This is a genomic window from Bacillus cereus group sp. BfR-BA-01523 (assembly GCF_022662615.1).
In the GTDB taxonomy this organism is placed as follows: Bacteria; Bacillota; Bacilli; order Bacillales; family Bacillaceae_G; genus Bacillus_A; species Bacillus_A mycoides.
The window spans coordinates 759824-781417 of sequence record NZ_JAKUDX010000001.1 but is presented as its reverse complement, the minus strand read 5'-3'; the positions used below and the strand labels follow the sequence as shown (position 1 = coordinate 781417).

Below are 21594 nucleotides of genomic sequence, written 5' to 3'. Positions count from 1 at the left end.
TATTCGTGCAGGGGATTTATCCATAGATGGAGGAGAAAAGGTGAAGAAAATAGCAATTGTAACAGGGGCAACTCGTCTGAATGGAATTGGTGCAGCTGTATGCAAGGTGCTTGCTCAAAATGGGATAGACATTTTTTTCACGTACTGGCCTCGGTATGATAAAGCGATGCCATGGGGAATGAATGATCAAGAGCCCTTTTTGTTGAAAAAGGAAATTGAAAGTTACGGCGTTCGATGTGAAATGGCAGAAATCAACTTATCGCAGTCGTATTCACCTAATCGTGTATTGTATATGGTATCAGAACGTTTAGGGGATCCATCTATTCTTATTAATAATGCGGCGTATTCTACTCCTACGAAAATTGAAGAGTTAGATGTAGAACAGCTAGATAAACATTATACGGTTAATGTTCGTGCTCCTATGCTATTAAGTTCATTATTTATTAAACATTTTTCACTTAAAACGAGTGGAAGTATTATAAATCTTACTTCTGGGCAGTCATTAGGCCCGATGCCAGATGAACTAGCATACGTAGCAACGAAAGGAGCAATAGAAGCATTTACAAAGTCAGTTGCACCAATTGCTATGGAGAAGGGGATTACAGTCAATGCTGTTGATCCAGGACCGACGAATACAGGATGGATTACAGAGGAATTACAGCATCATTTAGCATGGAAATTCCCGCAAGGTAGAGTTGGAGAACCAGTGGATGCGGCACGTTTAATTGCTTTTTTAGTAAGTGAAGAGGCGAAGTGGGTTACTGGGCAAGTCATTCATTCGAACGGTGGTTATTCATAAAGATATTATGTTAACAAGTGTTGAGAAATAAAAAAATTAGTAATTATTTTGTTTTTTTTATAAATAAAATGTCAAGAAAGATAAAAAATTGATAGGAGAGTATGTTGTCATTTGTAGATTGTAAATCTTCATGTGACAACATACTCTTTTTCTTTTGCTACAGAGGAGGAAAATGTAGTAGAAAAAACTCGAATATTAAAATGGATTTATCGTTTTTTGTACGTATTATTATGAAGATTACTGTCGGAAAGATGGTGATTCGTATGAAAAGGGATTTTTTAAGGGGAAATAGAATCGTAAAGAGAAGGATAAAATTGTAAACATAGGGGGATTTTTATGAAAATGAAAAAGGTCGCTATCGCATCAGTAGCAATTGGTACAATGCTTACAATGGCAGCTTGTAGTACCTCCACAGATAAAGATGCAGCAAAGAAGGATCAGGCAACTGTACAAAATGAAGAGCAATCGAAAACGACAAGTGCAGATGAAGCGTCAAAAACAACGAAAGATACTGAAAAAGACACAAATACTTCTTCGAATGAAAAAACAGATAAGGATGCAAAAAATACAAAGGAATCATCAGGAACAGAAAGTAACGACAAAACAACAAAAGAAAAAGAAACGACAGGAAAAACGAATGATCAAACTACTAGCGGAAAAACAACAGATCAAAGTACAAGTACAAACAATAACGGAAAAACAACGAAAGATCCGAAGAAAAGCGTCGCTGTGAAAACAAATGTAAAAGAAGTCGTTACATTAATTGAAAGCTTGGACAAGCAATTAGCTGCAAATCCTAAATTAGAAACAGTTAATAAACTCGGAAAACAAATTAATGAGAAGTGGGATGTCATTGAAAAAGAGTTAGAAGCATCACATCCGACTGAATATAAAACAATTGGCCAAAATATGTATCCGTTAATTGTAGGAGCGGAGAAAGAAAAGATCGATATTAATAAAATGAAGTCATTAACGACGAAAACGAAAAAAGATTTAAATCAATTATTAACGAAGCTTTCATAGTTTCAAAAGCCTACTCGTGTGAGTAGGCCTTTTTAGTTTGTTGTACATTCTCGTTGGGTGTTAAGAAATAAAGACTTCATTTGAAAGGAACATCACAATGATAAAAAAGAGTGATAACTATTAAAGATATTTTTTGATAGGAAGTCATATAAAACGCTCCCTTGTATTTATATTTGCAATTTAGTAGTTTTTAAAGTTCATTATTTTCTACAAAAATTTCATTTTGTAGAAAAGGAGAATGAATTGAGATGTACGATAAAGAGGAAGTTTATGATGAAGAAATTGCACCAGTATCGCAGAAAATCCTAGAAATATGTAAACGAGAAGAACTTCCAATGGTCGCACAATTTTATTTAGCGGAAGAGTCTCCATACAGTGGCTGTTCAACCATTATATTGTTCGTCAGCAATTGTTCAGGGAGAACATAATGAAGAAGAAGGCATTCAGCAGTTACAATCAATTGCTCAAATTATGAAATACGGAACAAATGGACCACCAGTAGTAATGACGGCAATGATTCGAAAATAAAAAAGCAGCTAACAAAAGCTAGCTGCCCGACTCTCCAAGGGGGAACAAGGAGAAAATCTAATGTCATGTATAGTATTGACGGAATATTGAATTTTATTCAAGGAGGGCTTATTTTTAAATGTAATTTAGGGTTGGTTCCAGAAAAGTGACATACCACAAAAATATAAAATTATTAAAAGGACAATTACTATGAAAGCAATTAAAGAAACTTTCTTCCATAAATTTTTCATCAATAGACCTCCTTTATGAAGAATATTAACACTTTTCCAGAATCTGACCAAAATAATCCTTTTACTCAAAAAAAAATCGCCTGTATACTAAGAGGCAATCTTTTTTGAGTTGTTTGTAATGGCTAATTACAGGTTTTAAATACTATTTAGTGTTATTTCTACTTTCCAAAACCTGCTCCATATTATTAGTCGCCCATTCCATCATTAAAAGGATAATTGGACGTAATGACTCGCCAAGTTCAGTTAACGAATATTCTACTTTAGGGGGCACTTCACGATATACCTCCCGATGTACGATGCCATCTGCTTCAAGTTCTCTAAGTTGAAGTGTTAACATTCTTTGGGTGATATTAGGTTTTAATCTTTTTAATTCATTAAATCGTTTTTTACCATCTAATAAATGATAAAGAATAACACCTTTCCATTTTCCGCCAATAACCTCGACCATAGCTTCTACTGGACAAGAATATTTATTTAAAAATGGATAATTTACATCATCTTCTTTTGAACTAATCATAAAAAGACTCTCCCTTAACAATAGTATCTTTTTTGATACTATAGCACATAAATGTGCGTACTTGTATCTTTGTTACTTTAAAAATATAATTTGGTTAAATAATAATTTAATGAAAAGGGGATCTTTTATGACTAACATAAAACAAAATACAAAACAAAAAATTATTGAGGCTTTTAACTTTAGACATGCATGTAAAGAATTTGATCCTATGAAGAAAATTTCAGAAGATGATTTTAAATTTATTTTAGAAACAGGGAGATTATCTCCTTCTTCTTTTGGATATGAGCCTTGGAAATTTATTGTGGTACAAAATAAAGAATTAAGAGAAAAACTATTACCATATTCATGGGGAGCAGGTGGGCAACTTTCAACAGCAAGTCATTTTGTCATTGTTCTTTCAAGAACCATCAAAGATATGCACTATGATGCAGAGTATATTCAGCACATGATGAAAGATATTATTGGATTGCCTGAAGAAGCCCAACAAATGAGATATGAATTCTTCAAAAAATTCCAAGAATCGGATTTTAAATTGTTAGACTCCGAACGTGCTGTATTTGATTGGTCATCGAAGCAATCTTATATTGCTTTAGCTAATATGATGACTAGTGCAGCTCAAATCGGTATTGATTCTTGTCCAATGGAAGGATTCGATAAAGAAAAAGTAGATTCTTTACTTCGTCAAGAAGGAATTTTAAAAGATGATAATCTTGAGGTATCAGTTATGGTTGCATTTGGATACCGTAAAGGAGAACCAAAATTTAATAAAACAAGACAAACTATGGATACTATTGTTGAATGGATTTAATAAGATAAATTTGTATCCATATAACGAAAAAAACGCTACCCTTTCTATAGAAAGGATAGCGTTTTTTTATGTCTGTTTTTAAATTTAGCGAGAATGCTTTGTGAATAGTTGAATTGCTTTTTCAGGGACATAGAATTTCCCGTTGCTTTCTACAACAACACTTCCTAATTCATAATCTTTTTCACCGATACAGATAATATTTTTATTAACAAACAATTTGGCCGCCGTATTATTGCGTTTTACTACAAGCACCGGGTTTCGTACATCTTTTTTGTCAATCGTTACAGTTGCACCAATTTGTTTTAAGGATGTTTCAGCATCTAAGAATAATTTCTTAGATAATTCTTCTAATTGAAAGCCCATTGCTTTGGCCATTATTTTCGCAATGTCTGTATTTTGGACTAAACCGTGTGGCTTTTGAGGACCGTAAGAGTATAAGAATACATCTTCACCCGTATGACCACCAGTTGTAAAACCGATGTTCGCACGGTTGGCCAATAATTTAGTAAGGATTGGACCTACATCAGTTTTCTTTTGTGCAGCTTTTAACTGCTCTTTTTCATTATCAGTTAGGTCGTCTAAACCGTAAAGTGCAGCGATCTCTTTTATATTAGATAAATCATCTTTTAGTTTATTTGTAGCACCTTCAAGTGTCATTTTTGCCTTTTTCAGTGGGGCAATGTAAGCTGATACTGGTGTGGTATCATATCCTTTTGTGGTATTGCTGTTACCGATGGAAATACCGCTATTACCATGATCCGCTAAAGCAATGACCATAGTGTTACCGTCTTTCTTCGCAAATTCTAATGCTTCTGTAACTGCATCATCAAATGCCAATACATCGCTAATCATCCCGATTGGGTCATTTGCATGTGCTGCCCAATCTGCCTTACTACCTTCTACAAATAAGAAGAAACCATCTTTATCTTTTGATAATGTTTGAATGGCTTTTCTCGTCATCTGGGAAAGAGTTGGCTGCTTAGGATTGGTTATTCTACGATCCATATCGAACGCAAGGGCAGTATTAGAGAAAGAACCCCAGATTTTATTTGATTTGGAGTTTAATAACGCATCTTTTGTTTCGACAAAGTCGTACCCTTTGTCTTGAATCACTTTTACTAAATCTTCGTTGTCTTTACGAATTCCGTTGCTTGTCGTAGGCTGAAGTGCTGCTTTTCCACCACCTAATACAACTTCTATATTTTGATACACTTGCTGTTCACCAAGTACTTCGAAATCTTTACGGTTAACGTGGTGGGCAGAGAAACTAGCCGGAGTAGCATGCTGAATTTCTGATGTAGCAATGATTCCTGTCGCGCGGCCGGAACGTTTTGCGCCTTCTAAGACGTTGGCAACTGGACGAAACTTGCATTCTTCTTTCACTGGTTCTAAGCCAGGTGAATTCACAACAGAAGGTAATACGCCCACGTAGCCTGAATTTGATTTATTTCCTGTCGCTAAAGCTGTGGCTGCTGGTGCAGAGTCCGTAATAGCCGATTCGGCTGAGTATGTACGAACACCTCCGGATACAATTTGATCTAGCGCAAGAGGTGAACCTTTGTACCACCGGGCTAATGTTGTAGCAGAAGAACTTGTCCCATCTATAACCATAAAAATCACATTTTTAGGTTGCTTTCCTGCTTTTTTTACCTCAGCTTTTACCTCATTATCGTTCATTATGATTCCTGTTGCTAATGTAAATAGTGCTACCGTTCCCGCTAATGTTAGTCCCATTATTTTTTTTCGAAGAGTAGTCATTGTGGTTCCTCCATAGGTCGTTTTCGATATCCCAATCTAACGTTCGTATGTAAACAAGATTTATTATTAGTAGTACCCCATTGCAACGAAACTAACAATAACTATGGAGTCGAAAAGTTAAATTTAAGCTACTTCTTCAGCAAAATATTCTCCTCATATAAAACTTCTTTGCACCCTTAGTTACATGGTCTTTCCTATAAAAAGAATCTTCTCTTTATTTTATGGGAAACATTTAAAAAAGGATGGTGGGGACATGACAATTGATCGAGTTTGTACAATTGGGCCAGCGAGTAATAATGAAGAAACGTTAGCGCAGTTAATAAACAATGGTATGAAAATTGTTCGGTTAAATTTATCACATGGTACGCATGAAAGTCATAAAGACATCATTCGTTTAGTAAAATCGTTAGACGATTCTATTAAAATTCTAGGGGATGTACAAGGTCCTAAAATAAGATTGGGTGAAATGAAAGAGGAACAAATTAAACTTGAAGCAGGGGAGTTATTTACTTTACATACCAATCCAGTTCAAGGGAATAAAGAAGAAGCAAGTGTTGATTATGTAGGGATCGCGAATGACGTGAAAGTTGGAAGTAGAATTCTTATTAATGATGGAGAAGTTGAGTTAATCGTTGAAAAGATAAGTTCGGAAAAAATAGAAACAAGAATAAAAACAGGTGGAAATATTTCCTCTCATAAAGGGGTGAACTTACCAGGTACAATTGTTAGTTTGCCAGCTATTACGGAGAAAGATAAAAAAGATATTCAATTTCTTCTAGAAGAGGAAGTTGATTTTATTGCGTGTTCTTTCGTTCGAAAACCTAGTCATATAAAGGAAATACGAAGTTTTATACATGAACATAAAGAAACTTCCCCAAATTTAATTGCAAAAATAGAAACGATGGAAGCAATCGAGAATTTTCAAGACATATGCAAAGAAGCGGATGGCATTATGATCGCAAGGGGAGATTTAGGTGTGGAATTGCCGTATCAATTTATTCCACTGTTACAAAAAATGATGATTCGTGAGTGCAATCGAACGAATACATATGTCATTACAGCGACACAAATGCTTCAATCTATGGTAGATCATTCTATTCCTACAAGAGCTGAGGTGACAGATGTATTTCAAGCTGTATTGGACGGAACGAATGCTGTTATGCTTTCTGCTGAAAGTGCGTCAGGAGATCATCCAATCGAAAGTGTGAAAACGTTACGTCTCGTTTCTGAATTCGCTGAGCATGTAAAAAAAGACGGTCCTTTTGCGATGAAAGATGTATTGGAATTGCTGCATAAGTCTCTTTAGTTTATATAGAAGGATTTATCTCTCATCCTAAAAACGTACGGAAAGGAATCATGATAGGAGGTGCTATTTTAGTATTTACTTACAGATTGAAAGTTGGCATTCCAGCTGCCTATATGAAAGAATCATTATGGAACATGGAGGTCTTTCGGAAATCTAAAGAAGGATTTTAAATTAATTAATCCAATTATCTCATTTAAAATATGTTCATTCCTATTCATAAATGATATCCTTATAGTTGAATACTTTTGCTGAATCAGCAAGAATTTGTTGTTCTTTCTGTATGAATTCAACTTTTTTATGGAAAGATATGTTAGTAAGTGTGCAATTTGAACGTTTTATTTTTTAGAGTATGATAGGAGGAGAATGAATATGGAAGCAATTGAAGTAGGCGAAATTTTTAGTCTTACCGATGAGAATAATGAAGAACAGGAAGTTGAAGTGCTTGGAGCGATGGATGTCGAAGGTGCAGAATACATTGCGGTTGCCTTTGTAGAAGACATTCAAACAGAAACTGAGGAAGACATTGATATCTTCTTTTTAAAAGTAGAAGAAGATAATGAATTCTCATACATAGAGAATGACGAGGAATTTGAAAAAGTATCTGCGGCGTTCGAGAAGATTATGGACGAGCAAGAACAAGAATAATAATAAAAAGAGTTAGAAAAAAGAGGGAGATGCATATCTGCCCTCTTTTTTTGTATATGGTTGAAAATTACATTTATAGAAATCGATAATTATATTATGTAAACTGAATAACTCTTTGTTTCTGCACTAGAAAAACCACCCAAATGAGGGTGGCGCTTATTATATATAGTTATTAAATGTGTTATTTTCCAAGGAAGAGAGGGGAATCTTCACTTCAGTACCTTCCTTCATATTACGCAATACAACTGTTTCTGTAGATAGTTCCTCTTCACCAATTATTAGCACATACGGGATATTTTCTTTATTTGCATAATTAAGGGCACGTTTCAATTTACGTCCAGCTAGTTCAAGTTCGATTTTTAAGGAAGTAGTAGAACGCAATTGCTGGGCGATTTGTAAACATTGTAATTCTGTCCCGAGTGGAATGATAAAAAGATCTGCTGTAGATGATGTTGTTGCTTTCTGTGATAGAGCTGTATAAATGACATCTAATCCGAATGAAATACCGACTGTTGGATAGTTAATATTATCACCACGGAATGCTCCGATAATATTATCGTATCGACCACCGCTACCGATGCTAGATGTAATCGTGCCATTTTTTAGAAAGATTTCATACACAGTGCCTGTATACATTGTGAGTCCTCTTGCTAAAAACGGATTGAATATCGTATTTTCATTTATTCCGAGAGCGAGTAAGTATTGCTGTAGTTGTTGTAGTTCCTCTACTCCATCGGCGACAAGTGTATTATTGAAAGTGTCTTTAAAGTCGGCTATAGGGAGCTTTAGGCAAGATAAAACAGTATTACATATTGTATCGGCCATTTCTACAGTAATCCCGCGCTCCAATACATCTTTTCGTACACCATCAATCCCAATCTTTTCGATTTTATCCAATGATAAAATTACGTCACTCGTTAGTTCAGTAGGGATGTTAATAGACTGGAGAATACCGTTTAACAATTTTCGGTTATTATATTGGATCGTTACTTCTAAGTTTAACGTTCGGAACAGCTCAAACGCCATGCTCATGAGTTCAGCTTCCGCCATGACTGATTCTACACCGACTATATCAACGTCACATTGAATGAACTCACGGAATCTTCCTTGTTTAATCGGACCATCTCGAAATACTTTCCCAATTTCATAGCGTTTAAAGGGTAGGCGGATGTTCGGATTCATCGCCACGACTTTTGCGAATGGAATTGTTAAATCATAACGTAAGGCAAGATCGCGTTTTCCTTGATCCTTAAGTGTATATATTTCTTTTAAAATTTCATCGCCACCACCGTACTTGTAAGACATAAGCTCATACATATTTAACGTTGGTGTCTCTAACGGTTTACAGCCATAACGTTCAAACGTATCTTCACAAGCTCTTTTAATTTTATTTCGTAGTACTTGTTCCTCTGGTAAATAGTCTTTTGTCCCTTTTACATTTTTCATTTCCACCATAATCACTCCTCTTTTAAATTTAAAAAAGCTATGCGGGTATAAAAATACCCACATAGCTTTATGAACGCTTCGTGGGTCAACAGGAAAAGCCCTGTACCCACGAAGAAAAATTTTTCTTCGGATACACGGCGTTACGTATGATGATGAAGTTGGAAAGAAGTATTAAAAGTTCGCATTAAAAATCTCTCCTTAACATAAGTTTTTTCAAATTATATCAGATGAATTTGGAAATATCAATATTTTCAGTTTTGAAGAATACGTGAAGTTATGTAGGAGAAATTGAAAAGAGTGTATAATAAAAGAAAACTTAATAATATGAAATAACTTTTTAAGGAGAACACTATGAAAAAAGATAAAACAAATGCGATGCGAATATTAGATAAAGAAAAAATTGAATATTCGATGATGTCATATGATCCGGACGATGGGAAAATTGATGGCGTATCAGTTGCTGGGAAAATTGGTAGAGAAGTGAGAGAAGTATATAAAACACTTGTCGCTCAAGGGAATAGTAAGGAGTATCATGTGTTCATTATCCCAGTAGATGAGGAACTAAATTTAAAAGCAGCCGCAAAGGCGGTCGGTGAAAAGAAGATAGAAATGATTCCTGTTAAAGATATTACGAAAGTTTCAGGGTATATTCGCGGCGGTTGTTCGCCAGTCGGAATGAAGAAGTTATTTTCTACATGTATTGATGCGAGTACTCAATCGCTTGAAACGATCATTGTAAGTGGCGGGAAAATTGGCGTGCAAATTGAGCTGAAAGTTGATGACTTGGCGAAAGTGACGAGAGCGCAGTTTGGAGAAGTAACGAAATAAATAGTGAAATATAAAGGGATATAGAATCCTTACATATTTGAAAAAAGAAGTGCTAGTAAACCAGTGAATTTGAAATACAATCCTTATTAAGGCTTACTTTCTAAAGAACACTTTAATTTAAATCCCACAGCATATTTATAATATGTTGTGGGATTTTTCTACTTGAACCTCTAAAATTGAACAACTTCATTATATTTAAAATAACGTGTATGGAAAGAAAACGATAAAATTTTTAAATAGGTATACGGTTATATAACTTCAAAGAAAACTCATTGTACGCCATATTTTTGATAAATAAACTAATTATAGTTTATTACATATATTTCAAGGTTTTAACGATTGAATCCATCAGGAAACAATGTTTTTCACCTGTTAATCATTTAAAAGCGAACGTTTTTATAAAATTTAATAAAAACGTTCATATTTTTGTTGTGTATTCACCAATGGTTTGTTATATTATCAATATAATAATTTTAAATAACATCACTCGTATATACTCGGTAATATGGTCCGAGCGTTTCTACCTAGTTCCCAATGAAAGAACTGGACTACGGGTTAAAGTATTCGGTCGCTTTCTGTATTGAGCCGCTACCGTTCTATAATTTAGCATTGGCCTCATCTTTTGCTTAATTAACTTTGACTACCGTAGTTCTAGAAAGTAGAGATTTTTCTACAATTTCTAGAGCTTTTTTCTTTGGACCAAAACATCGAGTATAGAAAACAACAAGAGAAAGAGGAGAGATTATTTATGAAGAAAAATCTGTTAAAAAAATATGGTGCCCTAGCAACTACTATCGCATTATCATTCTCAATACTTGCAGGATGTAATGCTAGTCCAAAACAAGCAGCAGAGGCAAAAAGCACTCAAAACCCTCAAAACCCTCAAAACCCTATCTTAATTCAAGGTCCAATGCCAATAGAAGCTGAAAAATTTGCAAAAAGGTTAAAAAATGTGAAAGAAGAAAAATCTGGGAGTTTCGTATTTTATAAAGGAACTGTAGACAATTATCCTGTAATCGTTGCGAAAACAGGTAAAGGAATGGAAAATACAGCAGCCGCTACAGCAGTGGCTATTGAAAAATATAAGCCTATAGCGATTATTAACCAAGGAACATCAGGTGGACATGATCCTAATTTAAACGTATTTGATATTGTTTTAGGAAAACAAGTCGCGAATATAGGGTCATTAAAAACAACAAATATGGATGAGAACCAAGGGATTGAGCCGGCAAAATGGATATCTATGGACCTGATGGCTTCTGAAGGGAGTGCAGGAGAAGATCCAAATGCTGAGAAAATCCGATACTACGAGGGAGATAAGGATTTACTTGCAGCAGCTAATGCAGTAAAAGATAAATATACAAAAGGTAAAGTGGTCGAAGGTACTATAGGTTCAGCAGACGTTTGGAATAATGAAGTTGATAGAATTAAATGGTTCCATACAAAATACGGTACATCTGTAGAAGAAATGGAAGGTGCAGCAGCAGCGCAAATCGCAAAAGCTTATGACGTACCATTTTTAGGGATTCGAGTATTATCTAACAATAAAACAAACGGCGGAAAATACAATCCAAATACAGCGGCGGCAAATCAAGAATATGTATATGAAGTAGTTAAAAAGTATATAGATTCGATACCAAATAAATAGTAGTAGTTCTGTCTCAATATAAAAATGTTATCATTACTTCACAATGTGTTGTGAACTCAGAATTACCAAAGTTTCTTTAATTAAAATAGATTGGTGCCTTACATGGTATCCAATCTATTTTTGTACTTATTCTACAGAGGAAGAAGGGTTTTACACAAAAAATAAAGACAGTTATAGAAAAAAGAAAAGTCGAACGATTTATCAAATATGCATAATTGCATAAAAAAATTGAAATTTATAAGTTAACATTAAACTACTTTTTAATTGTAAAGAATATTTTAATAATCTTTACTAGAGAAGGATATTCCTTGTGAAAAGTAGATAAACAAAAAGTGTGGAAATAATACAGACTCAATAGAGTTTTGTATTAAATAAAAAGAAAAGGATGGGTATGGCTTTCTAAAAGTTTTTGGGGGCTAGAAAGCATTTTTTAGTTAATAGCTTCAAATTATATTTTAAAGGGGAAATGGGTATATGAAGTTTAGAAATACAAGGCTTGCTATGGTTACACTATCTTCATTTTTTATTTTAGGTACTGCATCTCTATCATTCACAGATATCATACACGGTGAAGTAGCTTCTGCATCACCACAAGAGATTATTGTAAAAAGCTATGACGATACATATTATAATAATGCAATAGGAAAAATGGGTTTAGAATTAAAGAAGGAACTTCATAATATTATTGATGATCATACAAAGTTATCATACAGTGCGGTTTGGGAAGCACTAAGAGATACTGATGAAGATCCAAATAATAAAAAAAATGTGCTACTCTTATATACTGGGCGTTCGCAAGGGAAACTTACGAATGGTTCAGGAGTTGATAATTGGAACCGAGAGCATGTTTGGGCAAAATCACACGGTGATTTTGGAACGACTGCAGGAGCTGGAACAGATTTGCATCATTTAAGAGCGACGGATGTATCTGTAAATAGCTCACGTGGAAATCTGGATTTTGATAATGGTGGTGTGAATCATTCAGAAGCGACAGAATGTAAGTACGATAGTGATTCTTGGGAACCTCGTGATAGTGTAAAAGGAGATATCGCTAGAATGCTATTTTACATGGCTGTTCGTTATGAAGGAGACAACGGCGAAATAGACTTAGAATTAAATGAAAAGGTGAATAACAATAAAGATCCATACATGGGTAAACTATCCGTTTTACTAAAATGGAATGAACAAGACCCGGTAGATGATTTAGAGCGAAAGCGTAATGAAGTGATTTTTACAAAATATCAACATAATCGCAATCCTTTTATTGATCATCCTGAATGGGTAAATAAAATTTGGAATTAAAATATTTAAAGGTATTTTGCTTTGAGAGAAGGGATTGATCACTATGATCAATCCCTGTTTATATCTATACTAGAATAAGTGATTTTTATAGGATTGGAGAATAGGATAGATATTTTATCAAGTTAAGTATAATAAGAGTCTTTTAATACGGTCCCCATTCAATATTCACACCAACAATAAGAAAAATAAGTCCGATGATAAACCAAATGAATGCAAGTGGAGCCATGAAGCGAATCCATTTTCCATAAGAAATGCCGCTCGCTGCGAGAACGCCCATTAAAACACCGGAAGTTGGATTGAGGCAGTTCACTACACCTTCTCCAAGCATAACAGCCTGTACTGTAACTTGGCGTGTAATATGCATGAAATCGGCTAATGGAGCTAATATCGGAATGAAAATAACAGATTCTCCTGTCCCGGATGAAATGAGGAAATGTAATGCGGCACTACTTATATACATGCCGAGAACGCCAAATACAGGGCTATGTCCTTCGAGAGACTGTGCGAGTTGATTAACGATTGTATCAAGTAATTTGCCTTGTTCTAAAATGACTGAAATACAACGAGCCATTCCGACGATCAAAGCACCGTATATGAGATTTTGGCAGCCTGCTAGAAAAGTAGAAGCGATATCGTTTGCTTTCATACCACCTATTATTCCCGCTGTAATTGCTATGAATATAAAAGTAGCGGTCATTTCTGCGTCCGTCCAATGTAGACGAAAAGCGCCTATTAAAAATGCAATTAATGATAAAGCTGAAACGAGTAAAATTAATTTATGACGTATTGTCCAAGGAACTTCTGTTTTCTCTGTTTCTTTCTCACTTGAAAGAGCATTACTTGGAAACCAGTTATCTCCGAGTATGCTTCCTTTATTCGATTTTTTTAAGCGTTTTACATACCAATTAATATACAAAACGGTAGCAATTAAAAAAGAGATATAAATTGCCGTACGTAAACCAATTCCTGAAAACATCGGGAGTTCTGCGATTTTTTGTGAAATGCCTAAAGGTGAGGGAGATAAAATAGTAGCATTAAAACCAGCATAAGTGCCTAAATAAATAATTGCTACGCCGACGATAGCGTCCCATTTTAATGTGCGTGCAACGATGATGCCGATGGGGATAAAGCCGATAACTGAGTTCACGATAATACCAGTCGTTCCGAGAATAGAAAAGAGTGCGGCGACAATGCAAATGAAAAGTAATTGCTGATTCCGAAATTTGTTAATTACATGATAGATTAAACCGTCAAGAGCACCTGTTTTTTCAAGAACTGCAATGGCTCCACCTGTAAATAAAATTAAGAAGATGATAGGAGCAGCAAGTGTCATTCCTTTTTCAATAGCGGTAAAAAAAGAAACAAACCCTACCGGCGATTGTGGAACAGAATGATAACTTCCTGGTATTGTCGTTGTAACAGTACCGTTTGTGACTCTTTTAAATTCTCCAGCAGGAACGAAATATGTAGCTATTGCACAAAGTAAAGCAATAAAAAATAGTAGTACGTACGCGTCAGGCATTTTAAACTTTCGTTTACTCGGCTGTTTTTTTACCTCGGTCTGCAATTGCATAAAACCCCTCCTTTTTCACCTGGTTAATTTTTAATATTCTGAAATTTATCTGTGAAATAGATTATAATAAAGGTGGCTTCTTAAGGCAATAGTTTTTCTATCCTTTTTCTGCACATACAAATTGTTGCAGCATTAGACAGGGAAACGAAAAAAATCCAAGAATATGTAATATAAAAGGAAAAGAAAAGAGGGAAAGAGATGTGGAAAACTACGGATCTATGTGATGAATTTGAAAAGGAATTACAAATATGTCGCCAGTCTTTTCGGTCTTTCGGGAAGAAAAAACAATTCTATGGGAAAATCGAAACGGTAAAAGTGAAGGATGATAATGTACTAGTGAAGGAAGGATTGCAAACATTACGAGAAGGAACGGTATTAGTTGTTGATGGCGGAGCGTCTACGAATTGTGCGTTACTTGGTGATAATTTGGCAGCTATTGCGCAGGAAAGAAAGCTAGCGGGGATTATTGTGAATGGATATGTTCGTGATTCTAGTGAACTAAAGAATATAGATATTGGTATTTTAGCGTTAGGGACGATGCCAAATAGAAGTGTAAAAGAAGGAAAAGGAGAGCGAAATATTTTATTGCAATTTGGTGAAGTCGAATGGAAACCGAATGAATATGTTTATGTAGATGAAGATGGAATTATAGTTAGTGATAAAAGCTTACATAGTGAGGGATGACTTCTAATAATGGAAGGCTATTAAGCTATTATTCTTAGAAAATAAATCCGATAAAGCATGGACAAAATTCTTTGTCAATAGTAAAATAATACAGAATTTAAAAATTACAGAATGTATAGGTTTATCGATTTACGATAAAGTGAAACTTTAATCAGTGGGGATTTTGTTCATCCACACTGATTATTAGCCTTCACCAATCGGGCATTTACGGGCAGTTGATCCCCACTTAACTTCTTTGCTTTCGCTGAATTTGAGGTGGGGGTCTTACTGCTCGGCGAATAGCGGGATAACTTGAAAAGGGATTAAATTTTGCCTAGAAAAGTGAATGTTATCACAATGGTGCGTTCATAAACGAAATTATTTTTCCTATACAAATATAGCCGCGAATAATGCGGGTAGGAGGTGTTGTACATTTTTGTTCGACACTTACAAAAAGAGAGTGTCAACCGCATACCCTTAAAGGGTCTTTTTTTGTGTGAATGTTAGTAAAGGGAGGGAATTTTGGGATGGCAATGTTAAAGAAATGGCTGCTTACATCATTAATGGCAGTGGCACTTGTATTTGCTTCTTTTGCGAATACAGTACATATTACGTTTGCTGAAGGAAAGACAGCGAAACTTGCAATTATTGGTGAATCACAAAAAGGAATTATGTTATGTCCGAAAGAAGTTTCCATTGAAGATGGAGAAACAGCTTTTAGTTTGCTACAAAAAGTTATGGGTGACAAAGTAACATCTGAAAGTATGTCATTTGGAACGTATATAAAGGGTATCGATGGATTAATGGCCGGAGCAACAAGCGGTTGGTTGTATGATGTAAATGATAAATCTGCAGAAGTTGGGGCGGATAGTTATAAATTAGAGTCTGGGGATGTTGTTGCATTTCGTTACGTTGCAGACTGGAGCAATATGAGTCAACAAACGTTGCAACAAACGTTAGATAAATTTGGCACTTGTAAAACTGTAGAAGAGCCAAAACCAGAGGAACCGAAAACAGAAAAACCAGATGGTAAACCAGACGAACCGAAAACAGAAAAGCCAGATGGTAAGCCAGACGAACCGAAAACAGAAAAACCAGATGGTAAGCCAGAAGAACCGAAAACAGAAAAGCCAGATGGTAAACCAGAAGATAAAGTAACAGAACAACCAAAGCAAGAGAAAGTCGAAATTCCAGCAGCACAATTAAACGAAGCGATTTCTAAAACGTCAGAAAAGATGTTACAAGATGGAATTGGTAGTGATTGGGTTGCGATTGGACTTGCTCGTTCAGGTGTAAATGTTCCGCTTGAAACGAAAATAAACTATGTTAAGCCAGTAGCTGAAAAGGTTAAGAAGCGTTTAAACCGTTTTTCAGCAACAGATTTAGCTAGAACGATTATTATGATGAATGCAATGAATGTTGATCCTACAAAGGTAGAGGGACAAAATTTAGTACAAAATTTATTTGAATCAGATAAAGTGAATTCCGTTACAGGATACGCATTTACATTACTTGCATTAGATACAAAGAAATATGAGATTCCGGCCGAAGCAAAATGGAATCGAGCTGCTTTAGTACAAGCACTTTTACAAGCGCAGCATACAGACGGTGGCTGGACATATGATAGTTCAAGTAGTAAAGAAAGTGCTAGTAACGTTGATGTAACAAGTATGGTATTAGCAGCATTAGCTCCTTATCAAGATCAAGCAGATGTAAAGCCAGCTATTCAAAAAGCTGTTGATTATTTATACAAGCAGCAGCTAGGTAATGGTGGTTTTACCGCTGATGGACAAGAGAATTCTAATAGTACTGCACAAGCAATTATTGGACTATCGCTAGTTAAAGATGTAGATCACGATCGTCTTAATAAAGCAGTACAAAATTTAATGTCATACCAGCTTCCAAATGGTGAGTTTAAATGGTTACCAAGTGATCAAAAAGGTAGCGGAATGGCTACAGAGCAAGCATTTTTAGCGTTACTTCAGTTTAAAGATCTTGGAAAATCGATTTATGATTGGTCAAATGTAGTAGAGAATGAAATTGATACGAAACCAATTGTAGAGCCAGAGACAACTGTAGAAGAAAAAGAAGTTGTAGAACAGCCGAAACAACAAGAAGAGTTACAAAAACAACCAAAAGATGAAAATCTAAAAGTTGTTGTAGATAACGAACGAGTTAATAAAGAAACAAACAAGAATAAGAATCAATTACCACAAACAGGAGCATCTTCTCATAGTGCAGCTACACAAGTAGGTATGGGTGTATTATGTATCGCTTCTGCATATGTATTATGGAGACGTAAAGCAGCTTAACAAAAATTAGGAGCAATCATTTGCTCCTAATTTTATTATAAAAGTGAGGGCTAATAATGAGTGGGGATGAACAAAATCTCCACTCATTAAAGTTTCACTTTAATATGAAAGGTGAGGGACAGCATGAGTAAGATGAAATGGTTCATTTCTTTAGTTCTTTCATTGGGATTATTAGCCGGATGTGAAGAAACGGCTGTAAAACCTGAGAAGAAGGCAGAACCGAAGCAAGAAGAGCAAAAAGAAGTAGCGAAACAGGAAGAACAAAAAGATGTACCGAAACCGGAAGAGAAGCAAGCTGAACCGGAACAGAAACAGAAACAACAAGAAGAGCAGAAAGATAAACAAGAACAAAAAGTAGAAGAGAAACCGAAAGAAGAAAAAGCGCAGGAACAACCTGAAGTAAAGAAAGAAGAGAAACCAAAGGAACAGCCTGCTGTAAATAAACAACCAGAGCAACAAAAAGTACAAGAAGAGAAACCCCAGCAACAGAAAGTGCCAGAAGTAAAAGAAGAAGCAAAGGTTGTTAATCAGCCAAAAGAAACACCAAAGCAGGAGCAAAAGGAAGATCCGAATAAAGAGGAGAAAACGATACCGACTCCGGTAGTACCAACTCCTGAACCACCAAAACCAGTACCAGTACCAAAACCGCAATCGAAACAAGTCACTATCTCCGTAAAAGGTCATGAAGGATACTTATTAGGTGCGAAAAAAGTTGATGTACAAGAAGGCGACACAGTTTACAGTGTGCTACAGAGTACAGGACTAGAGGTTGATGCAATGGGCTCTAAAGGTGATATTTATGTAAAAGGTATTAATGATTTATACGAGAAAGATATTACTGCTACTAGTGGCTGGAAATATCGTGTGAACGGTGCTTTTCCAAACTATAGTGCTGGTGTAGTTAAAGTAAAAGCAGGCGATACAATCGAGTGGGTGTTTGTATTAAAATAGGAAAGGATCTTCGGTAAAGGACTATGAAAATAAGCTTTTCTTCTTTACATCCTTTTGTTAATTTTTTCTATTATATTGGGGTGATGATACTATGTATGATGTGTCTTCATCCTCTTTTTTTAATTGGAGCGATTATATTAATAGTAATCTTAAATATAGTACAGGGAAATGGTGAGAAAATAAGAAAGATGCTACCTAGTACTATCGTATTCTTTTTGATGGTTATTTTATTTAACTCTTTATTAACGCATAGAGGAGCGACTACGTTATTTTATTTAGGAGATAGCCGGATTAAGCTTGAGGCTTGTATGTATGGACTTGTTATGGGATTATTATTAGTTGCAATTATGTTTACATTTGCTTCTTATAACGATATTATTTCGAGTCATAAATTTTTATATTTGTTTTCGAGAATTTCACCGAAAGTTGCATTGTTAACGATGATTACAGTACGATTTGTTCCTTTGTTTATTAGGCGGTTAAAGAAAATTACACTCGTCCAAAAAACGAAAGGTGTGCAATTAGATTCAGGTTCACTCATTGAGCGTATAAAAAATGGGATGAAATTACTGCAAGTGTTATTAGTTTGTTCGTTAGAAGATGCACTACAAACAGCAGATTCTATGCAAGCTCGTGGATTTGGTGTAACGAAACGTACGACTTATATTCGGTATAGAATGGAAAGACGCGATTGGTACACGCTAAGTTATTTAAGTATTCTATTTATAGCCGCATTCATATTTAGTTATTATGGCGGAGGGAAATTGATCATTTATCCGAAAGTGGAATCAATACTATTCCAGCAATACGATGGAATGATGTTTTTCCTATTTATGATGTTTATTAGTTTACCAATTATGATGGAAGGAAGGGAATGGCTATGGTGGCGCATGCAGAAATAAAAAAATTATCATTTATATATACTGATGAAAATGAAGAAGCGTTACAGCATATTTCTCTTTCTGTTCAAAAAGGAGAATTTATAGTACTTGCTGGCGGTTCAGGTTCTGGGAAGACAACTTTATTAAAGCATTTTAAAAAGGAGTTACTTCCAATTGGTACGCGTTCTGGACATACATATTATGATGGTGCTTTATTAGAAGAAGTACCAGATTTATTATCTGCACAAGAAATTGGTATGGTATTTCAAAACCCAGAAAATCAGCTCGTAATGGATACAGTTATTCAAGAATTAGCATTCTCTTTAGAAAATATTGGGTTACCATCACATATTATTCAAAAAAGAATAGCGGAACTCATTAGCTTTTTAGGATTTCAAGATTTATTACATCAATCTGTTCATACTTTATCTGGTGGTCAAAAACAACTAGTAAATTTAGCAGCAGTATTAGTCATGCAGCCGAAGCTACTATTACTGGATGAACCGACAGCGCAGCTAGATCCGATTGCTGCAAAAGAGTTTTTAGGATTATTAAAACGTATTAATGAAGAACTCGGAATTACGATAGTTTTAAGTGAACATCGTTTAGATGAAGTTATACCGCTCGCAACAAGCGTTGTTTGTATGGATAATGGCAGAATCATTTATGATGATACTCCTAAAAATGTGATAGCGAACATGTGGGAAGTAGAAAAGTTACGTCCATTCATTCCACAAATTCCAAGATTGTTTTTAGAGTGGAATGTGAAAAAGATTCCATTTACAGTGCGAGAAGCGCAAATGAAAATGAATGATTTTTCAGCGATATCATATAGGAATGGGCAAGTAGAACACTATGAAAAGCAAGAAGTAATTTTAAGTGCAGAACATATATCTTTTCAATATGAAAAAAATAGTCCACTTATTTTACGAGATTTAACAGTGAACATCGAAAAGGGAAAATGGACAGCTCTAGTTGGGAAAAACGGAACCGGGAAGTCTACACTGTTAACGATTTTAGCAGGATTGCAAAAAGCTAGAAGAGGTAAGGTAAAGTGGAATGGGAAAGTGGTACATAAAATTGATTCGAAAGAACGATTTAAAAGTATAGGGTACGTATCGCAACATCCGTACTATCATTTTACTTTTGATACAGTATGGGAAGAGGTTTATGAGCGTGCGCGTGAATTATATGGTGAAGAGGGAAAAACAATAGCAGAAGAAATGTTGAAAAAGTTCTGGTTAGATTCACTTAAAGAGCGCCATCCACATGATTGTAGCGGCGGAGAGCAACAATTACTCGCATTATGTACAACGTTATTATCAAAGCCAACTTTATTATTACTTGATGAGCCGACAAAGGGACTAGATCCATGGAAAAAGGAAAGAGTAGGAGATCTATTTAAACAGTTGCAAAAAGAAGGTACAACAATTGTAATGGCAACGCATGATATTGAGTTTGCAGCGAAATACGTTGATCAGTGCATGATGTTATTTGACGGGAAAGTCATTATGAATGATGCACCGAAAGAGTTCTTTAGTGGTAACTTCTTTTATACAACATCTATTAATCGATTCATCCGTAGAGAGTTGCCATTTGCATTAACGTGGGAGGATGTGTACGAAGCGTGTCCAAACGATATGTTGCATTCATAATATTTATTTTTGCTGTTGTAATATGTACACTACTCTTTACGACTTTTATTATGGACGGGTATTACATGGTAAGTAGTTTGTTTTTATTAGCTGTCATTATGTTACCTTTCTATGTTCGTTTTGAAAGGAAGGCGTTTGTTTCACGTGAAATTGTTATCGTTGCTGTGTTAGCGGCGATTGCAGCGGTTAGCCGGGTACCATTTTCTATTTTACCAAGTGTACAACCGACTTCTTTTGTCATTATCGTTTCTGCAATTGTTTTTGGGAGTGAAACTGGCTTTATGATTGGGGCAACGGCGGCTATTGTATCTAATATTTTTTTAGGACAAGGTCCGTGGACGCCGTGGCAAATGTTCTCTTGGGGCATGATCGGTTTTATAGCAGGATTACTCCGAAATACATTTTTAATGAAAAAACTGTGGGGAAGACTGTTGTACGGATTTGCCGTTGGATTTCTATTTGGCTGGATTATGAATTTTTGGGGTCTTCTTGGTTTTATACAGGAAGCAACGTGGGAAACAGTTATTGCTTACTATGTCGCAAGTTTTTACTTTGATCTGAGTCACGCGATATCGAATGTTATTTTCCTTCTGTTATTTAGTACGTCATGGATTACGACCCTCACAAGATTTAAAAAGAAATATGGTATATTAGATGAGCATAACGTGACATAGAAAAGCATACTCATATAAGGTAGGGTCGCGACTTACATATTCGTTTG

The 21594-nt window shown here is 35.3% G+C and carries 19 protein-coding genes and 1 riboswitch; of the genes, 15 read left to right on the top strand and 4 right to left on the bottom strand.

Translation table 11 applies throughout. The annotated features are described in order from the left end of the window. Positions 1-40: 40 nt before the first annotated feature. The 3 genes from MR066_RS03975 (at position 41) to MR066_RS03965 (ending at position 2350) form a co-directional block, all read left to right on the top strand. The gene (locus tag MR066_RS03975; protein WP_242246050.1) at positions 41-799 is read left to right on the top strand and encodes an SDR family oxidoreductase; all 759 of its coding nucleotides are present in this window, start codon (positions 41-43) and stop codon (positions 797-799) included. Between the two features lie 336 nt (positions 800-1135). After that, positions 1136-1822: a hypothetical protein gene (locus MR066_RS03970; protein ID WP_242246049.1), complete on the top strand. Its 687-nt coding sequence runs from the start codon at positions 1136-1138 to the stop codon at positions 1820-1822. Between the two features lie 375 nt (positions 1823-2197). Next, positions 2198-2350 carry a hypothetical protein gene (locus MR066_RS03965; RefSeq protein WP_002128281.1) on the top strand — a complete coding sequence of 51 codons (153 nt, stop codon included), beginning with the start codon at positions 2198-2200 and terminating at the stop codon, positions 2348-2350. 372 nt (positions 2351-2722) lie between these two features. Here the strand turns inward: MR066_RS03965 and MR066_RS03960 are convergent, their stop codons facing one another. Further along, positions 2723-3097: a winged helix-turn-helix transcriptional regulator gene (locus MR066_RS03960; RefSeq protein ID WP_002013973.1), complete on the bottom strand. Its 375-nt coding sequence runs from the start codon at positions 3095-3097 to the stop codon at positions 2723-2725. A 127-nt stretch (positions 3098-3224) separates the two neighbouring features. On the opposite strand from MR066_RS03960, the gene MR066_RS03955 reads away from it, so the two are divergent. After that, the gene (locus MR066_RS03955; RefSeq protein WP_078203905.1) at positions 3225-3905 is read left to right on the top strand and encodes an NAD(P)H-dependent oxidoreductase; all 681 of its coding nucleotides are present in this window, start codon (positions 3225-3227) and stop codon (positions 3903-3905) included. An 84-nt stretch (positions 3906-3989) separates the two neighbouring features. Here the strand turns inward: MR066_RS03955 and MR066_RS03950 are convergent, their stop codons facing one another. Next, on the bottom strand, positions 3990-5663 hold the full coding sequence (locus MR066_RS03950) for an alkaline phosphatase (protein WP_242246048.1): 1674 nt from the start codon (positions 5661-5663) through the stop codon (positions 3990-3992). Positions 5664-5916: 253 nt separating this feature from the next. Here MR066_RS03950 and MR066_RS03945 point away from each other — a divergent pair, with 253 nt between their 5' ends. Then, positions 5917-6969, top strand: a complete 1053-nt coding sequence (locus MR066_RS03945; RefSeq protein ID WP_242246047.1) for a pyruvate kinase — start codon at positions 5917-5919, stop codon at positions 6967-6969. 363 nt (positions 6970-7332) lie between these two features. Then, positions 7333-7614 (top strand): DUF1292 domain-containing protein, encoded by a 282-nt coding sequence (locus MR066_RS03940; protein ID WP_002013967.1) that lies wholly within the window; start codon positions 7333-7335, stop codon positions 7612-7614. 159 nt (positions 7615-7773) lie between these two features. Here MR066_RS03940 and MR066_RS03935 read toward each other — a convergent pair whose 3' ends face one another. Beyond that, positions 7774-9069 carry a histidine--tRNA ligase gene (locus MR066_RS03935; RefSeq protein ID WP_277928924.1) on the bottom strand — a complete coding sequence of 432 codons (1296 nt, stop codon included), beginning with the start codon at positions 9067-9069 and terminating at the stop codon, positions 7774-7776. 342 nt (positions 9070-9411) lie between these two features. Here MR066_RS03935 and ybaK point away from each other — a divergent pair, with 342 nt between their 5' ends. The 3 genes from ybaK (at position 9412) to MR066_RS03920 (ending at position 12838) form a co-directional block, all read left to right on the top strand. Continuing rightward, complete coding sequence (gene ybaK, locus MR066_RS03930) at positions 9412-9888, top strand: Cys-tRNA(Pro) deacylase (RefSeq protein ID WP_242246046.1); 477 nt, start codon at positions 9412-9414, stop codon at positions 9886-9888. Positions 9889-10355: 467 nt separating this feature from the next. Continuing rightward, positions 10356-10459: riboswitch (purine riboswitch) on the top strand. 177 nt (positions 10460-10636) lie between these two features. Then, entirely contained in the window at positions 10637-11536 is a 900-nt protein-coding gene (locus tag MR066_RS03925; RefSeq protein WP_242246045.1) for a 5'-methylthioadenosine/S-adenosylhomocysteine nucleosidase, read from the top strand. A gap of 474 nt (positions 11537-12010) precedes the next feature. Then, entirely contained in the window at positions 12011-12838 is an 828-nt protein-coding gene (locus tag MR066_RS03920) for an endonuclease I family protein (protein ID WP_242246044.1), read from the top strand. A gap of 142 nt (positions 12839-12980) precedes the next feature. On the opposite strand, the gene MR066_RS03915 is transcribed toward MR066_RS03920, so the two are convergent. After that, positions 12981-14411, bottom strand: a complete 1431-nt coding sequence (locus MR066_RS03915; protein WP_242246043.1) for a YfcC family protein — start codon at positions 14409-14411, stop codon at positions 12981-12983. A gap of 198 nt (positions 14412-14609) precedes the next feature. On the opposite strand from MR066_RS03915, the gene rraA reads away from it, so the two are divergent. The 6 genes from rraA (at position 14610) to MR066_RS03885 (ending at position 21547) form a co-directional block, all read left to right on the top strand. After that, complete coding sequence (rraA, locus tag MR066_RS03910) at positions 14610-15095, top strand: ribonuclease E activity regulator RraA (RefSeq protein ID WP_242246042.1); 486 nt, start codon at positions 14610-14612, stop codon at positions 15093-15095. Between the two features lie 506 nt (positions 15096-15601). Continuing rightward, complete coding sequence (locus MR066_RS03905; RefSeq protein WP_242246041.1) at positions 15602-17386, top strand: DUF4430 domain-containing protein; 1785 nt, start codon at positions 15602-15604, stop codon at positions 17384-17386. A gap of 123 nt (positions 17387-17509) precedes the next feature. Beyond that, positions 17510-18337 (top strand): DUF4430 domain-containing protein, encoded by an 828-nt coding sequence (locus tag MR066_RS03900; protein WP_242246040.1) that lies wholly within the window; start codon positions 17510-17512, stop codon positions 18335-18337. Positions 18338-18360: 23 nt separating this feature from the next. Beyond that, positions 18361-19239 carry an energy-coupling factor transporter transmembrane component T gene (locus MR066_RS03895; RefSeq protein WP_242246039.1) on the top strand — a complete coding sequence of 293 codons (879 nt, stop codon included), beginning with the start codon at positions 18361-18363 and terminating at the stop codon, positions 19237-19239. Further along, positions 19212-20873, top strand: coding sequence for an ABC transporter ATP-binding protein (locus MR066_RS03890; protein ID WP_242246038.1), 1662 nt, complete (start codon positions 19212-19214; stop codon positions 20871-20873). The genes MR066_RS03895 and MR066_RS03890 overlap by 28 nt, the downstream gene beginning before the upstream one ends. Next, positions 20846-21547, top strand: a complete 702-nt coding sequence (locus MR066_RS03885; RefSeq protein ID WP_242246037.1) for an ECF transporter S component — start codon at positions 20846-20848, stop codon at positions 21545-21547. The genes MR066_RS03890 and MR066_RS03885 overlap by 28 nt, the downstream gene beginning before the upstream one ends. Positions 21548-21594 lie beyond the last annotated feature (47 nt).

Bases quoted from the DNA above. Each gene is read 5' to 3' on its own strand.
- MR066_RS03905 (WP_242246041.1), top strand. From the start codon at position 15,602: ATGGCAATGTTAAAGAAATGGCTGCTTACATCATTAATGGCAGTGGCA.
- MR066_RS03925 (WP_242246045.1), top strand. From the start codon at position 10,637: ATGAAGAAAAATCTGTTAAAAAAATATGGTGCCCTAGCAACTACTATC.
- rraA (WP_242246042.1), top strand. From the start codon at position 14,610: ATGTGGAAAACTACGGATCTATGTGATGAATTTGAAAAGGAATTACAA.
- MR066_RS03920 (WP_242246044.1), top strand. From the start codon at position 12,011: ATGAAGTTTAGAAATACAAGGCTTGCTATGGTTACACTATCTTCATTT.
- MR066_RS03940 (WP_002013967.1), top strand. From the start codon at position 7,333: ATGAATATGGAAGCAATTGAAGTAGGCGAAATTTTTAGTCTTACCGAT.
- MR066_RS03895 (WP_242246039.1), top strand. From the start codon at position 18,361: ATGAAAATAAGCTTTTCTTCTTTACATCCTTTTGTTAATTTTTTCTAT.
- MR066_RS03945 (WP_242246047.1), top strand. From the start codon at position 5,917: ATGACAATTGATCGAGTTTGTACAATTGGGCCAGCGAGTAATAATGAA.
- MR066_RS03915 (WP_242246043.1), bottom strand. From the start codon at position 14,411: ATGCAATTGCAGACCGAGGTAAAAAAACAGCCGAGTAAACGAAAGTTT.
- MR066_RS03970 (WP_242246049.1), top strand. From the start codon at position 1,136: ATGAAAATGAAAAAGGTCGCTATCGCATCAGTAGCAATTGGTACAATG.
- MR066_RS03935 (WP_277928924.1), bottom strand. From the start codon at position 9,069: ATGGTGGAAATGAAAAATGTAAAAGGGACAAAAGACTATTTACCAGAG.
- MR066_RS03960 (WP_002013973.1), bottom strand. From the start codon at position 3,097: ATGATTAGTTCAAAAGAAGATGATGTAAATTATCCATTTTTAAATAAA.
- MR066_RS03900 (WP_242246040.1), top strand. From the start codon at position 17,510: ATGAGTAAGATGAAATGGTTCATTTCTTTAGTTCTTTCATTGGGATTA.
- MR066_RS03890 (WP_242246038.1), top strand. From the start codon at position 19,212: ATGGCTATGGTGGCGCATGCAGAAATAAAAAAATTATCATTTATATAT.
- MR066_RS03950 (WP_242246048.1), bottom strand. From the start codon at position 5,663: ATGACTACTCTTCGAAAAAAAATAATGGGACTAACATTAGCGGGAACG.
- ybaK (WP_242246046.1), top strand. From the start codon at position 9,412: ATGAAAAAAGATAAAACAAATGCGATGCGAATATTAGATAAAGAAAAA.
- MR066_RS03955 (WP_078203905.1), top strand. From the start codon at position 3,225: ATGACTAACATAAAACAAAATACAAAACAAAAAATTATTGAGGCTTTT.